This is a genomic window from Streptomyces sp. WP-1 (assembly GCF_030450125.1).
GTDB classification, from domain to species: domain Bacteria; phylum Actinomycetota; class Actinomycetes; order Streptomycetales; family Streptomycetaceae; genus Streptomyces; species Streptomyces incarnatus.
On sequence record NZ_CP123923.1, the window covers coordinates 242,219 to 258,617 of the forward strand.

2 protein-coding genes are annotated in these 16,399 nt (G+C 74.7%); both read right to left on the minus strand.

The window, feature by feature from the left end:
* Positions 1 to 8 precede the first annotated feature (8 nt).
* Positions 9 to 5,507: an SDR family NAD(P)-dependent oxidoreductase gene (locus tag QHG49_RS00935; protein ID WP_370530557.1), complete on the minus strand. Its 5,499-nt coding sequence runs from the start codon at positions 5,505 to 5,507 to the stop codon at positions 9 to 11.
* The gene (locus tag QHG49_RS00940; RefSeq protein ID WP_301486857.1) at positions 5,504 to 16,351 is read right to left on the minus strand and encodes a type I polyketide synthase; all 10,848 of its coding nucleotides are present in this window, start codon (positions 16,349 to 16,351) and stop codon (positions 5,504 to 5,506) included. The genes QHG49_RS00935 and QHG49_RS00940 overlap by 4 nt, the downstream gene beginning before the upstream one ends.
* Positions 16,352 to 16,399: the final 48 nt, after the last annotated feature.

The following is a 16,399-nucleotide window of genomic DNA, read 5'->3' on the forward strand; positions in this document are numbered from 1 at the left end:
AGAGAGGTTCAGAGAGACCCGAGCTCTTGGTCGATGAGGTCGAACATCTCGTCGTCGGTGGCCGCGTCGATCCGGTCGAGGTCGAGCTCGCCGTCGGCGCCGGGGCCGGTGTCGGCGGTGTTCGACGCGCCGCCCTGGTGGGTGTCGGTCCACTTCCACAGCAGCGCCTTCAGCCGGGCGGTGACCTTGTCCCGTACCGCGTCCTGCGGGGCGAGCGCCCCGAGCAGCGCCTCCAGCCGGTCCAGTTCGCCGAGCACGGGCGGAGCTTCGGCGTCCGGTTCCCGTACGAGGTTCTTGTGCAGGAGCCGGGCGATGGCGACGGGGTTGGGGTGGTCGAAGACCAGGGTGGGCTTGAGCCGGAGCCCGGTCGCGGCCTTGAGCCGGTTGCGCAGTTCCACGGCGGTCAGGGAGTCGAAGCCGATGTCCCGGAAGGCGGTGGTGGGTTCGACGCGGGCGGCGGTGGCGTGGCCGAGGGCGGCCGCCGCCTGGTTGCGCACCAGGTCCAGCAGGATCTTCTCCTGGTCGGCCTCCGGCATCCCGGCGAGCCGTCGGGCCAGGGCGGGGGTGCCCGGGGCCGTGGCCTCGCCGGACGCGGCGCCGGTGTCGCCGACGAGGCCGCGCAGGACGGCGGGCAGCATGCCGGCGCGGGCCATGGCGCGCAGCCCCGGCATGTCCAGCCGGACCGGCACGATCACCGGGCGGTCCGCGGTGAGGGCGGCGTCGAACAGGGCGAGCCCCTCCGCCGGGGTGAACGGTACGACGCCGGCGCGCCCCATCCGGTTGCGGTCGGCGTCGGTGATCCGGTCGCCCATGCCGCCGTTGTCCGTCCACAGGCCCCAGGCCAGCGAGGTGGCGGGCAGGCCCGCGGCCCGGCGGCGGCGCGCCAGCCCGTCCAGGAAGGCGTTCGCGGCGGCGTAGCCCGCGGCGCCCGCGCTGCCCAGGACCCCGGCCAGGGAGGAGAAGAGCACGAACGCGGAGAGGTCCAGGTCCCGGGTCAACTCGTGCAGGTTCAGCGCTCCGTCGGCCTTCGGGCGCAGCACGGTGTCCAGGCGCTGCGGGGTCAGGGCGGTGATCACCCCGTCGTCCAGGGCAGCGGCCGCGTGCACCACGGCGACGAGCGGGTGTGCGGCCGGGACCGAGGCCAGGAGCGCGGCGAGGGCGTCCCGGTCGGCGATGTCACAGGCGGCCACGTCGACATGCGCGCCCAAGTCGGCCAGTTCGGCGACGAGTTCGCCGACGCCCTCAGCTTCGGGGCCCCGGCGGCTGGCCAACAGGAGCCTGCGGGCGCCGTGTTCGGCGACGAGGTGGCGTGCGAGGGAGCGTCCGAGGCCGCCGGTCGCGCCGGTGAGCAGCACGGTCCCCTCGGGGTCCCACGCGGGACCGGCGGGTTCCGCGGGCGGGGTGAGGCGGGCGAGGCGCGGCACGTACAGCTTTCCGTCGCGCAGGGCGGCCTGCGGCTCGTCCAGGGCGGCGAGCGCGGCGGCCAGTGCCGGGTCGGCAGTGACATCCGGGACCGAGCCGTCCGTGTCCACGAGCAGGATCCGGTCCGGGTGCTCGGTCTGCGCCGACTTCACCAGACCGGTGACGGCGACGTGCGCCAAGTCGGTCTCGGGTCCGTCCAGTTCGGCTGCTCCCCGGGTCAGGACCACGAGTCGCGCGTCGGAGAACCGCTCGTCCGCGACCCACTCCTGGACGACCGCCAGCACACCGGCCAGCGCCGCACGCGTCGCCGTGGCGATGTCGCCCCGGCTCGGGGCGCAGGGCAGCAGGACGTGTCCGGGCACGGCCGTACCGTCGTCCACGGCCCCGCGCAGCGCGTCGAGGCCGGGGTAGCGGCCCCCGTCGCCGAGAACCGCCCACCCCGCGTCGGAAGCGGTGGCGGGAGCGGACGTCGCGGTGTGCTCGACCCAGTCGACCCCGAACATCCGGTCCTGGTGCGCCACGCGCGAGGCCACGACCTGCTGCGCGGACATGGTCCGGGTCCGCACGGAGGCGGCCGAGGCGACGGGGGAGCCGTCGGCGTCGGCCAGTTCGACCGCCACCGCGTCCTCGCCGACCGGCCGGACGCGGATGCGCACGGCGCCGGACCCGGGCGTCCGCACGGACAGTCCGCTCCAGGCGTACGGCAGGGACACCTCGCCCGCTATCTCGGCGCGCGACAGGCCGAGGGCGGCGTCCAGCAGTGCGGGGTGCAGTGTGTAGCGGCCCGCCCGGCCCTGCTCGGTGGCGGGCAGTACGGCCTCGGCGTACAGCTCCTCCCCCGCGCGCCAGGCGGCGCTCAGATACGGGCGGTCCTCCACGTCCAGGGGTTCGGCGTCCGTCGGCGGCCAGAGCATCAGGTCGAAGTCCGGCGCCGGGGCGTTCCGGGTCAGTTCCCCGGTGGCGTGCCGGACCCATGGCTCGTCGGCGCCGGCCGTGGCGGGCCGGCTGAAGACGCGTACCGGGCGCCGGTCGGGGTCGTCGCCCGCGCCGAGCTGCACCTGGACGCGGACGGCGCCCTGTTCGGCCAGGACCAGCGGGGCGTCCACGTCCAGCTGGTCCAGGTGCGGGAACCCGGCCTGCCGTCCGGCGGACAGGGCGAGTTCCACGAGCGCGGCGACCGGGAGCACCGGGACACCGCCGACGGTGTGCTCCGCGGTCCAGGGCAGCTCGGCCGGGGACAGCCGGCCGGTGAACAGCATGTCCCGCGCCCCGGCGGTCTCCACCACCGCGCCGAGCAGGGCATGTCCGGCGGGGTCCAGTCCCGCCGAGGAGACGTCGGGCGCGGCCGTGCCTTCGAGCCAGTAGCGCTCGCGCTGGAAGGCGTACGTGGGCAGCTCGACCCGCTGGGCGCCGGGGAACAGCGCCCGCCAGTCCGGGGAGACGCCGTGCGCGTGCAACTGCCCGAGAGCGAGCGTGAGCGCCTGCGGTTCGGGCCGGTCGGTGCGCAGGGCGGGGACGGTGACGATGTCCGCGTCGTCCAGGCAGCCCTGGGCGAGGGCGCTGAGGACGCCGCCCGGGCCGATCTCCACGAACGTGGTCACGCCCAGGCCGTCAAGGGTCTTGATGCCCTCGGCGAAACGAACGGCCTCTCGGACGTGCCGGACCCAGTACGCGGGGGTGTACGGCCCGGCGAGGCGACCGGTGAGGTTCGAAACGACCGGAACGCGCGGCTCGTTGAAGGCCAACCCGCTGACGGCCTCGGCGAACTCCTCCAGCATCGGATCCATCAACGGCGAGTGGAACGCGTGGCTCACCTTCAGCCGGGACGTCTTACGGCCCTGACCGGCGAACCGCTCCGCGACCGCCAAAACCGCGTCCTCGGTGCCCGAAACGACCACCGCCTCCGGGCCGTTGACCGCCGCGACACCCACCCCATCGGTCAGATACGGCAGCACCTCGTCCTCGGTGGCCTGCACGGCGACCATCGCACCGCCACCCGGCAACGCCTGCATCAGCCGGGCCCGAGCCGACACCAACTTCGCCGCGTCCTCAAGCGACAGCACACCCGCCACATGAGCAGCCGCGATCTCACCCACCGAATGACCGGCCACATAATCCGGCCGCACGCCCCACGACTCCAGCAGCCGGAACAACGCCACCTCGACCGCGAACAACGCGGGCTGCGTCGAACCCGTCTGGTCCAACTCCTCCGAGTCCACGTCCACCGGTGTGTCCAGAAGCGCGCACACCTCGTCGTACGCCGCCGCGAACACGGGGTACGCCTCGTACAACTCACGCCCCATGCCGAGGCGTTGGGAGCCCTGCCCGGAGAACAGGAAGCCGACCTTGCCCCGGTCGGCCCGGGCGCGTCCCGTCACCAGCAGGGGCGTGGGCTCGCCCGTCGCGAGGGCGGTCAGTCCCGCGCGCAGCTCTTCGCCGTCGGCGCCGACGATCACGGCCCGGTGCTCCAGCGCCGAGCGGGTGGCCGCCAGCGAGAAGCCGGTGTCGGCCGGTGCGGCGGCCGCGAGGCCGGCGCAGGACAGCAGTCGTCGTGCCTGTTCCCGCAGCGCCTGTCCGGTCCTGGCGGAGAGCACCCAGGGCACCACGGTGGTCCGGGCCCGCGGCAGTTCCTCGGCCGGGGTCTCTCCCCCGGGCTCGGGGGCCGGTTCCTCGGGGGCCTCTTCGAGGATGATGTGCGCGTTGGTGCCGCTGATCCCGAAGGAGGAGATCCCGGCCCGGCGGGGGTGGTCCGTCTCCGGCCACGCGGTCGCCTCGGTCAGCAGCTCGACGGAGCCGGCCGACCAGTCGACCCGGGGGGTGGGCCGGTCCACGTGCAGCGTCTTCGGCAGCACGCCGTGCCGCATCGCCAGCACCATCTTCATCACTCCGGCGACACCGGCCGCCGCCTGCGCGTGTCCGATGTTGGACTTCAGCGAGCCGACCAGCAGCGGGCGTTGACGGCCCTGTCCGTAGGTGGCCAGCAGCGCCTGCGCCTCGATCGGGTCGCCGAGTTCGGTGCCCGTGCCGTGTGCCTCCACGGCGTCGACCTCCTCGGCGGACAGCCCGGCGCCGGCCAGCGCTTCGAGGATCACGCGCTGCTGCGAGGGGCCGTTGGGCGCGGTCAGACCGTTGGAGGCGCCGTCCTGGTTGACGGCGCTGCCCCGCACGACCGCGAGCACCTGGTGGCCGAGCCGCCGGGCGTCCCGCAGCCGCTCCACGAGCAGCAGCCCGGCGCCCTCGGACCAGGACGCGCCGTCCGCCGCCGCCGCGAAGGACTTGCAGCGGCCGTCGGGGGCGAGCCCGCGCTGACGGCTGAACTCGACGAAGGCGGACGGGCCCGCCATGACCGTCACTCCCCCGGCGAGCGCCATCGTGCACTCGCCGCCCCGCAGCGCCCGCACGGCGAGGTGCAGGGCGACGAGCGAGGACGAGCAGGCGGTGTCGACGGTGACCGCGGGTCCCTCCAGGCCGAAGGTGTAGGCGATGCGTCCGGAGGCGACGCTGCCGGAGTTGCCGGTGCTCATCAGCCCCTCGACCCCTTCGGGGAGGTCGCCGGGCGTGAAGCCGTAGTCGTGGTACATCAGGCCCGCGAAGACGCCGGTGCGGCTGCCCTTGAGGGTGGCCGGGTCGATGCCCGCGTGTTCGAAGGTCTCCCAGGCGGTCTCCAGCAGCAGCCGCTGCTGCGGGTCCATCGCCAGTGCCTCGCGCGGTGAGATCCCGAAGAAGTCCGCGTCGAAGTCCGCCGCGTCGCGCAGGAAGCCGCCCTGCCGGGTGTAGACCTTGCCGGGCCGCTCGGGGTCGGGGTCGTAAAGGGCGTCGACGTCCCAGCCGCGGTCCTCGGGGAACCCGGAGACGGCGTCCGTGCCCTCGGCCAGCAGCCGCCACAGCTCCCCGGGGCCGCCGACACCGCCGGGGAACCGGCAGCCCATGCCCACGATGGCGATGGGCTCCTGGTCGCGGGACTCCAGCTCGCGTACGCGGCGCCGGGCCTGGCGCAGGTCGGTGGTGGCCCGCTTGAGGTAGTCCCGGAGCTTGTCTTCGTTCATCATGGGTGTTGCCCGCCCCTTTTGGCCTGCGCGGTTCAGGAGTTGCCGAGTTCGTCGTCGAGGAGGTCGTACAGCTCCTCGTCGCTGGCCGAGCTGAGGTCGTCGTCGGTCCCGGCTCGGCCGGTGTCTCCGGGGTCGGCCGGCTCGTTCCCGTTCCAGCGGGCGAGCAGTGCCTGGAGACGCATGTTGATCCTGGTCCGGGTGACGTTGTCGAGACCGTGCGCGCCGGCGCCGTCCAGGGCGGCGGCGAGTCGGTCCAGTTCGTCGAAGACCGGTGCGGTGCCCGCCGTACCGCCGGGGAGGTCCTTCAGCACCCGCTGGGCGAGCGCGGCGGGTGTCGGGTGGTCGAAGACCAGCGTCGCGGGCAGGCGCAGGCCGGTGGCCCGGTTCAGCCGGTTGCGCAGTTCCACCGCGGTCAGCGAGTCGAAGCCGAGGTCGCCGAATGCCTGGTCGGGCTGGACGGCCTTGGCCGAGCTGTGTCCGAGGACGGCGGCGGCCTCGGAGCGCACGAGGACGAGTACGACGTCCGCGCGCTCGCTCTCGGGCAGCCCCGCGATCCGCTGTGCCAGCGGTACGGCGGACGCCCGGTCGCTACGGCGCGACCGGCCGCCCACGAGTGCCTTGAGCAGCGGCGGGACCGGCGCGGTCGCGTTGCGCAGCGCGGCCAGGTCCAGCCGTGCCGGCACCACCACCGGTTCGTCCGACGCGAGGGCGGCGTCGAGGAGTTCGAGGCCGTCCTCGTCGGACAGCGGCAGCACACCGCCACGGGCGAGCCGGCCGCGGTCGGCGCCGCCGAGGTCCTCGGTCATGGCGCCGGTGCGCTGCCACAGGCCCCACGGCAGTGACAGCGCGGGCAGCCCCTGTCCCCGGCGTTGTGCGGCGAAGGCGTCCAGGTAGGCGTTGGCCGCCGCGTAGTTGGCCTGGCCGGGGGTGCCGAGGGTGCCCGCGAGGGACGAGAAGACGACGAACGCCGAGACGTCGCCGGCCAGTTCGTGCAGGTTGAGCACGGCGTCGACCTTGGGTCGCAGGACCGTCTCCAGGCGCTCCGGGGTGAGCGCGGGGAGCACGCCGTCGTCGAGGACACCGGCCGTGTGCACCACGGCCGTCACCGGTGTGCCGGACAGCGCGTCGGCGAGGGCGTCCCGGTCGGCCACGTCGCAGGCCGCCCAGCGCACTTCGGCACCGGCCGCGGTCAGTTCCGCCGCGAGTTCCGCCGCGCCCTCCGCGTCCGCGCCGCGCCGGCTCATCAACAGCAGTTCGCGCACGCCGTGTTCGGCGACCAGGTGCCGGGCGACGAGTCCGCCGAGGGCACCGGAGGCACCGGTCAGCAGGACGGGGCCGGGCCCGAAGTCCACGATGGCCCGCGGGGCGTCGGCGGCGGTCCTGGTGAGCCGGGGCAGCAGGAGCGTGTCGCCGCGCAGCGCGGCCTGCGGCTCCTCGAAGGCGAGGAGCCGGGGGACGACGGTCGCCGCGATCCGCTCCACATCGGTGTCCCCGTCGGCGTCGTCCGCGCTCTCCGCGTCCGGGTGCGCGTCGCCGCCGTACTCGCTCCCCGCGCCGGTACGCGCGTCGGCGTCGATGAGGACGATGCGGTCCGGGTTCTCGGACTGCGCCGAGCGGATCAGGCCCCACACGGCGGCCTGCACCGGGTCGGCCGTCGCCGGGCCGCCCGTTTTCGGACCGTCCCCCGCTTCCGGACCGTCCCCGGCCGCGACCGCGCCCCTGGTCACCAGCACCAGCCGGGCCACCCGCTCCTCGGCCAGCCACCACTGCACCAGCCCGAGCACCTTGCGCAGGACGTCCCGGACACGCTCGGCGTCGGCGCCCGACCCCACGGGGCAGGGCACGACCACGGCGTCCGCGTACGCCCGCGCCCCGGTCTCCGACGCGGGAGCGGCGAGCAGGGCGGAGATGTCCTCGTAGGCCCGTACGACGGTGGTGTGCCCGTCGGCCTGTGCGGTGAGCGGTGCCCACTCCACGGTGAACAGGGAGTCCCGGGCGCTCGTGCGCAGCTGCTCGGCCGACACCGGGCGCAGCGTCAGCGACTCCACCGAGACGACGGGTCGGCCCGTGCCGTCGGCGGCCTCCAGCCGTACGGTGTCCCCGCCTGCCGGGGAGAGCCGCACCCGCAGCTCGGCCGCTCCGGTGCCGTGCGGGGTGACGCGGGACCACGCGAAGGGCAGCAGGGGCCCGTCGGCGGCCGGTACGAGGCCGCCCGCGCCCAGCGCGTGCAGCGCCGAGTCGAGCAGGGCCGGGTGCACGCCGAACGTGTCCGGCCGCGCCTCCTCGGCGACGGCGAGTTCCGCGTACACCGCGTCGTGGCCGCGCCAGGCGGCACGCAGTCCCTGGAAGACCGGGCCGTAGCTCAGTCCGAGGCCCGCCAGGCGGTCGTAGAAGCCGTCCAGGTCCACCGGCTGCGCGTCGGCCGGGGGCCAGCTGCGCAGGTCGGTGCCGGGCGGGGTCGCGCCCGTGGTGAGGACTCCGGTGGCGTTGCGGACCCAGGATCCGGCACCGGCGCGCGAGTGCACGCTCAGCGGGCGGCGGCCGGAGTCGTCCTGGGCGCCCACCAGCACCTGGAGTGCGACGCCGCCCTCCTCGGGCAGTATCAGCGGTGCGTGCAGGGTGAGTTCCTCCACCAGGTCGCAGCCGGTCTCGGCGGCGGCGTGGGCGGCGAGTTCCACGAAGGCCGTGCCCGGCAGCAGGACCGTACCGAGCACCGCGTGGTCGGCCAGCCAGGGCTGGGCGCGCAGGGACAGCACCCCGGTGAGCAGATGGCCGCCGGCGTCCGGCAGCTCCACCGCCGCGCCCAGGAACGGGTGGTCGGTGGCGTCCAGCCCGGCCGCCCGTACGTCACCGGCGGGGGCGTCCGCCGCCAGCCAGTACCGCTCGTGCTGGAACGCGTAGGTCGGCAGGTCGGTGCGGCGCGCGCCCGGCAGGACGGTGTCCCAGTCGATGCCGACGCCGTGCACATGCGCCTGGGCGAGGGAGAGCATCAGCCGGTCGGGGCCGCCGTCGCGGCGGCGCAGTGTCGGTACGACCGCCGCGTCCGTCTCGGCGGCCTCGATGGTGTCCTGGATGCCCGCCGACTGCACCGGGTGCGGGCTGACCTCGACGAACACGTCGTAGCCGTCGGCCAGGGCGGCCCGGATCGCGTCGTGGAACCGTACCGTCTCGCGCATGTTGCGGTACCAGTAACCGGAGTCCAGCTCACCGGTGTCCAGTTTTGTGCCGGTCACCGTGGAGTAGAAGGGCACGGCGCCGGGGCGCGGGCCGACGCCGGCGAACCCCTCGGCGGCCAGGGCCTGGACGCGTTCGATCTGCGGTGAGTGCGCGGCGTAGTCGACGGCGACCCGGCGGGCCTGGATCCCCTCCTGCCGGCAGTGCGCGAGGAGTTCGTCCAGGGCGTCGGTGTCACCGGAGACCACGGCGGTCGCGGGGCCGTTCACGGCGGCGATGCCGAGACGGCCGTCCCAGCGGCCGACGAGTTCCCGCACCTCCTCGTCCGGGAGCGGCACCGAGGCCATGGCGCCGAGTCCCTGGAGTTCGCGTACCGCGAGGCTGCGCCGCACCACGATGCGGGCCCCGTCCTCCAGGGAGAGCGCGCCGGCGATCACCGCGGCGGAGACCTCGCCCTGGGAGTGCCCGACGACCGCGTCGGGGGTCACCCCGAAGGAGCGCCACACCTCGGCGAGGGCGACCGTCATCGCCCAGAGCACGGGTTGCAGCACGTCGACCCGGTCCTGTTCGACCTCGGAGGTGCCGCGCAGTACGGCGGTGAGGGACCAGTCGACGTGCGGTGCGAGGGCGCGTTCGCAGGCGTCGAGGCGGTCGCGGAAGACCGGGGAGGAGTCCAGTAGTCCGGCGGCCATGCCCACCCACTGCGAGCCCTGTCCGGGGAAGACGAAGACGGTCCTGCCCTCGCCGCGTGCGCTGCCGGTCACCGCGCCGGGCGGTGTGGCCCCGGCCGCGACACCGGCCAGTTGCTGCCGGAGTTCCCGGAGGGTCTGGCCGACGACCACGGCGCGGTGTTCGAAGGCGGCCCTGGTGGTGGCCAGCGAGTGCGCCACGTCGGTCAGGAGGGCCGCTTCGCCGTCACCGTCGCCGTCGCGGTCGCTCTCGTCGAGGTGGGACAGCAGACGGGCGGCCTGGGCCCGCAGTGCCGCCTCGGTCCTGCCGGACAGCGCCCACGGCACGGCCGCGCCGGATCCGGCGGCCGGCGGTGCGTCCGCGCTGGTGGGGGCCTGTTCGATGATGGTGTGGGCGTTGGTGCCGCTGACCCCGAAGGAGGACACGGCGGCCCGGCGCGGGCGGTCCGTCTCCGGCCAGTCCACGGGGTCGGTCAGCAGCCGCACCTCGCCCGCCGACCAGTCCACGTGCGGCGTCGGCTCGTCCACGTGCAGGGTCCGCGGCAGGAGTCCGTGCCGCATCGCCATGACCATCTTGATCACACCGGCGACACCCGCGGCGGCCTGCGTATGGCCGATGTTGGACTTCAGCGAGCCCAGCCACAGCGGCTGTCCCCCGGCCCGCTCCCGCCCGTACGTGGCGAGCAGCGCCTGCGCCTCGATCGGGTCGCCGAGTTTCGTCCCCGTACCGTGCGCCTCTACGGCGTCCACGTCGGCCGGGGTGAGCCCGGCGGAGGCCAGCGCCTGCCGGATCACCCGCTGCTGCGAGGGGCCGTTGGGCGCGGTCAGGCCGTTGGAGGCGCCGTCCTGGTTGACGGCGCTCCCCCGGACGACGGCCAGCACGCGATGGCCGTTGCGCTCGGCGTCGGACAGCCGTTCCACGAGGAGCATGCCGACGCCCTCGCCCCAGCCCGTGCCGTCGGCACCGGCGGCGAACGCCTTGCACCGGCCGTCGGGGGCCAGTCCGCGCTGGCGGCTGAACTCCACGAAGACCGTCGGGCTCGCCATCACGGTGACGCCGCCGGCCAGTGCCATCGTGCACTCGCCGCTCCGGAGGGCCTGGACGGCCAGGTGCAGGGCGACGAGCGAGGAGGAGCAGGCCGTGTCGACGGTGACGGCGGGACCCTCCAGGCCGAAGGTGTAGGAGACGCGCCCGGAGGCGACGCTGCCGGATCCTCCGGTGGTGAGCAATCCCTCGACGCCTTCGGGCAGTTGGCGCGGCCCCTGCCCGTAGTCGTGGTACATCAGGCCGGTGAAGACACCGGTACGGCTGCCCCGCAGGACCGCCGGGTCGATCCCGGCGCTCTCGAACGCCTCCCAGGACGCCTCCAGCAGCAGCCGCTGCTGCGGGTCCATGGCGAGCGCCTCGCGCGGCGAGATCCCGAAGAACCCGGCGTCGAACTCGGCCGCGTCGTGCAGGAATCCGCCGTCGCGCGCGTAGGTCTTGCCGAGGCGCTCCGGGTCGGGGTCGTACAGCCCCTCGATGTCCCAGCCCCGGTCGTCGGGGAACCGGGAGATGCCGTCGCGGCCGGAGGCCACCAGCCGCCACAGGTCCTCCGGTGAGCGCACGCCGCCCGGGAGGCGGCAGCTCATGCCGACGATGGCGATCGGCTCGTCCGCGTCGGCCACGGTCCGCCGCGCCCCGGCCCCGGCTCCGGCTGTCACGGCGGGGGCCTCGTCGAGGAGTTCGCCGCCGATGTGCCGGGCGAGGGCGGTGGGGGTGGGGTGGTCGAAGACGAGGGTGGCGGGCAGCCGCAGGCCGGTGGCGGCGGCGAGGCGGTTGCGCAGTTCGACGGCGGTCAGCGAGTCGAAGCCCAGGTCCTGGAAGGCGTGCGTGGGCTGGACGGCCCGGGGCGAGGCGTGCCCGAGGACGGCGGCGACCTCGCTGCGGACCAGTTCGAGGAGCGCCTCGGCGCGCTCGTCGCCGGTCAGCGCGGTGAGGCGCTCGGCCAGGGATCCGGTGGCCGCGCGCTGGGCCGTGCCGCGCGGGGTGCCACGGACGAGTCCGCGCAGCAGGGCCGGTACGGTGTCCGCCGGGCGGTCGCGCAGGGCCGCGGTGTCGAGGCGGACCGGTACGAGCACGGGCTGGTCGGCGGCGAGCGCCGCGTCGAACAGCCGTAGGCCGTCCTCGGTGGTCAGCGCCAGGACACCGGAGCGCGCCATCCGTGTCCGGCCCGCCTCGTCCAGGGCGTCGGCCATGGCGCCCTCCTGCTCCCACAGGCCCCAGGCGAGGGAGACCGTGGGCCGGCCCTGGGCGCGGCGGTGCCGGGCGAAGGCGTCGAGGAAGGCGTTGGCGGCGGCGTAGTTGCCCTGGCCGGGGTTGCCGAAGACGCCCGCGGCGGAGGAGAACAGCACGAACTTCGTCTCGGCGGCGGTGAGTTCGTCCAGGTGGAGTACGGCGTCGGCCTTGGGTGCGAGGACGGCGTGGACACGCTCCGGGGTGAGCGCGGCGATCACGCCGTCGTCGAGGACTCCCGCGGTGTGTACGACGGAGTCGACCGGGTGGGCGGCCAGCAGCCCGGCGACGGCGGCACGGCCGGCGAGGTCGCAGGCGGCCCACGTCGCTTCGGCGCCGAGCGCTTCGAGTTCGGCCGCAAGCTCGGTGGCGCCCGGCGCGTCGGCGCCCCGGCGGCTGACGAGGAGCAGCCGACGCACGCCGTGTCCGGTCACCAGGTGCCGGGCGAGGGCGCCGCCCAGCGCGCCGGAGGCGCCGGTGAGGAGCACGGTGCCGAGGCCGGTGGCGGGGGTGTCCACGGCAGGGGCGGGGGCGCCCCTGTGGGCGGTGCCGTCGGCGTGGTCCGTGGTCGCGTCCGGTGTCGTGGGGGCGGTGGCGCGGACCAGGCGTGGTACGGCGGCCTCGCCCTCGCGGACGACGACATGGGGCTCCCCGGAGCGTACGACGCCGGGCACGAGCGCGGTCACGTCGTCCGGGCGGTCGGTTTCGAGCAGCACGATCCGGCCGGGGTTCTCCGCCTGCGCCGAGCGCACCAGCCCGGCCGCCGCGGCGTGCGCGAGGTCGTCGCAGCGCGCCACCAGGACGAGGCGCGCCGTGTGGTCCTCGGCGAGCCGCTGCTGGACCAGCCGCAGCACCTCGGTGGTGACCGCGCGCACCCGCTCGGCCCCGCTCGCCCCTTGCGGCCCGTCGGGGAACGGCACCACGACCACGTCCGGCTGCGACGCCCCGTCGGCGTCGGCCGGTGCGTCGATGTCCGCGACGTACGCGACGACCGTCCCGTCCGTGTCGTCGGCGGCCAGGTTCAACGGCAGCGGCTCGACGGTGAACAGGGCGTCACCGGAGCGCTCGCGGAGCTGCTCGGCCGACACGGGACGCAGCGTCAGCGACTCGACGGACGCCACCGGCTGACCGGTGCCGTCGGCCACCGTCAGGGACACGGCGTCCGTACCGGCCGCCGCCAGCCTCACCCGCACGGTGGACGCGCCCGTGGCGTGCACGGACACCCCGGACCAGGCGAACGGCAGGAGCGGCCCGTCGGTCTCGGCCACGAGCGAGCCGCCCGCGCCGATGGCGTGCAGCGCGGCGTCCAGCAGCGCCGGGTGCAGAAGGAAGGAGCCGGTGTCCGTGCCGTCGGGCAGGGCGACCTCCGCGAGGACTTCGCCGTCCTTGCGCCAGGCGCTCCGCAGCCCGCGGAACAGGGGCCCGTAGGCCAGACCGAGGTCGGCCAACCGGTCGTAGAAGCCGTCGAGTCCGATCGGTTCGGAGCCCGCGGGCGGCCATGCGGTGAGCGCCCGGCCGCCGGTCTTGTCGTCCTCGCCGCCCCCCGCCGCGGTCCCCTCGGTGACGAAGCCGGTCGCGTGGCGGACCCACGGCAGGTCGGTGTCGTCCTCGGGGCGCGCGTGCACGGTCAGCGGCCTGCGACCGGAGCCGTCGGCCGCGCCCACCCACACCTGCACCGCGACACCGCCCTGCTCGGGCACCACCAGGGGCGCTTCGAGGGTGAGGTCCTCCAGCAGGTCGCAGCCGGCCTCGTCGGCGGCGCGCACGGCCAGTTCGACGAAGGCGGTGCCGGGCAGCAGCACGGTCCCGAGCACGGCGTGCTCGCTCAGCCAGGGGTGCGTGCGCAGGGACAGCCTGCCGGTCAGCAGCCGCTCGTCGCCGCCGGCCAGGGAGACGGCGGCGCCGAGCAGCGGGTGGTCGGCCGAGCCGAGACCGGCGGCGCGGACGTCGCCGTGAGCGGCCGGTGCGGTGTCGAGCCAGTAGCGCTCGTACTGGAAGGCGTAGGTGGGCAGGTCGACCCGGCGGGCGCCGGGGAAGAAGGCGTGCCAGTCCGGGGAGACGCCGTGCACGTGCAGTTCGGCGACGGCGGCGACGAGCGCGGCCCGCTCGGGGCGGTCGGCGCGCAGGGCGGGCACGGTGACCGTGTCGTCGTCCAGGCAGCCCTGGGTGAGCGCGCTCAGCACACCGCCCGGGCCGATCTCCACGAACGTGGTCACGCCCAGGTCGGCGAGCGTCTTCACACCGTCGGCGAAACGCACCGCCTCGCGGACATGACGGACCCAGTACTCGGGCGTGTACGGCTCGGCCAGCCGCCCGGTGAGGTTGGACACCACCGGGAGCTTCGGCCGCGCGAACGTCAACCCGCCGATGGCAGAGGCAAATTGGTCCAGCATCGGATCCATCAGAGGCGAGTGGAAGGCGTGGCTGACCTTCAGCCGGGACGTCTTACGGCCCTGCTCCCGGAATGCCTCGCCGATCGCGACGACCGCGTCCTCCGCCCCCGAAACCACCACCGACTGAGGGCCGTTGACCGCTGCTATGCCCACGCCCTCGGTCAGGTACGGCAGCACCTCGTCCTCGGTGGCCTGCACGGCGACCATCGCACCGCCTGCGGGCAGCGCCTGCATGAGACGGGCCCGGGCCGACACCAGCTTGGCCGCGTCCTCAAGCGAGAGCACACCCGCCACATGCGCGGCAGCGATCTCACCCACCGAGTGGCCGGCGACGTAGTCCGGCCGAATGCCCCACGACTCCAGGAGCCGGAACAGGGCGATCTCGACCGCGAAGAGCGCGGGCTGCGTCGAACCCGTCTGGTCCAACTCCTCCGAGTCGACGTCCACGGGCGCGTCCAGGAGCGCGCACACCTCGTCGTACGCCGCCGCGAACACGGGGTACGCCTCGTACAAATCCCGCCCCATGCCGAGGCGTTGCGAACCCTGGCCGGAGAACAGGAACCCGACCCGTCCGCCGGTGCCGGACAGGCCGCGTGCGACGCCCGGGGCCGGGGAGCCGGAGGCCACGGCCCTCAGTCCCGCGGCGAGTTCGTCCGGAGTCTCGCCCTGGACCACCGCGCGATGGTCGAGGGCCGTGCGTGTCGTCGCGAGCGAGAACGCGACGTCGTACGGGGCGACTTGCGCGTCGGTGCGGGACAGCAGCCGTCCGGCCTGTGCGCGCAGGGCCTCCTCGGTCTTGCCCGAGAGCACCCACGGCACCGGTCCGCCCTCGGCGGGGCGCGCGGCCTCCGGGGCGACGGCCTCGGCGTTGCCCGCGCCCTCCTCCGGGGTGATGGCCCCCGTGCTGCCCGCGCTCTCCTCCGGTGCTTCCGGGTCCTCGGTGTCCGGCGCGAACGCCTCGGTGGGCGGGGCCTCTTCGATGATCGTGTGCGCGTTGGTGCCGCTGATCCCGAAGGAGGAGATGCCGGCGCGGCGCGGCTGGTCGGACGCGGGCCAGGGGGTGTTCTCGGTGAGCAGCCGTACGGCGCCCGCCGTCCAGTCGACGTGCGGGGAGGGGGCGTCGATGTGCAGGGTGCGCGGCAGTTCGCCGTGGCGCAGGGCCATGACCATCTTGATGATGCCCGCCACACCGGCCGCGGCCTGGGTGTGGCCGATGTTGGACTTGATGGAGCCCAGCATCAGCGGCTTGTCGTCGGGGCGGCCCTGCCCGTACGTGGCGAGGAGCGCCTGCGCCTCGATCGGATCGCCGAGCCGGGTGCCCGTGCCGTGCGCCTCGACCGCGTCGACCTGTGCGGTGGTCAGCCGGGCCGCCGCCAGGGCCTGGCGGATCACCCGTTGCTGGGAGGGGCCGTTGGGGGCGGTGAGGCCGTTGGAGGCGCCGTCCTGGTTGACGGCGGAGCCCCGGACGACGGCGAGGATCCGGTGTCCGTTGCGCCGGGCGTCGGAGAGGCGTTCCACGAGAAGCAGGCCGGCGCCCTCGCCCCAGCCGGTGCCGTCGGCGCCGGCCGCGAACGCCTTGCAGCGGCCGTCGGGCGCGAGCCCGCGCTGGCGGCTGAAGCCGACGAAGGTGGCGGGGCCGACCATCGCGGTGACACCGCCCGCCACGGCCAGCGAGCACTCGCCGTTGCGCAGCGACTGTACGGCCAGGTGCAGGGCGACCAGGGAGGAGGAGCAGGCCGTGTCGATGGTGACGGCCGGGCCTTCGAGGCCGAAGGTGTAGGCCACCCGGCCGGAGGCGACACTGCCCGAGGTCCCCGTGCCCAGGTAACCCTCCAGGTCCTCCGGGGAGTTCTGGAGGGCGGCGAGGAACTCGTGGTTCATCACGCCGGTGAACACGCCGGTCCTGCTGCCCGCGAGCGAGGCGGCGTCGATGCCGGCCCGCTCGAAGAGTTCCCACGACGTCTCCAGCAGCAGCCGCTGCTGGGGATCCATGGCGAGCGCCTCGCGGGGCGAGATCCCGAAGAGACCGGCGTCGAACCGCGCGAGGTCGCTCAGGAACCCGCCCTCGCGGGCGTAACTGGTGCCACGGGCTTCCGGATCCGGGTCGTAGAGCGCGTCCAGGTCCCAGCCGCGGTCGGCCGGGAATGCGGCGACGGCGTCGCGGCCACCCGAGACCAGTTCCCACAGGTCCTCGGGCGAGTCGACGCCTCCCGGATAGCGGCAGCTCATGCCGATGATGGCCACCGGTTCCCCGGCGGCGTCCTCGTAGTCACGAAGGCGCCGCCGGGTCTCCTGGAGGTCCGCGGTGACTCGCTTCAGGAAATAGCGGAGCTTGTCCTCGTTCGCCACCGAAATCGTCCCTCACCCCTGCGATGACTTACCGGAATTCGGCAAAGG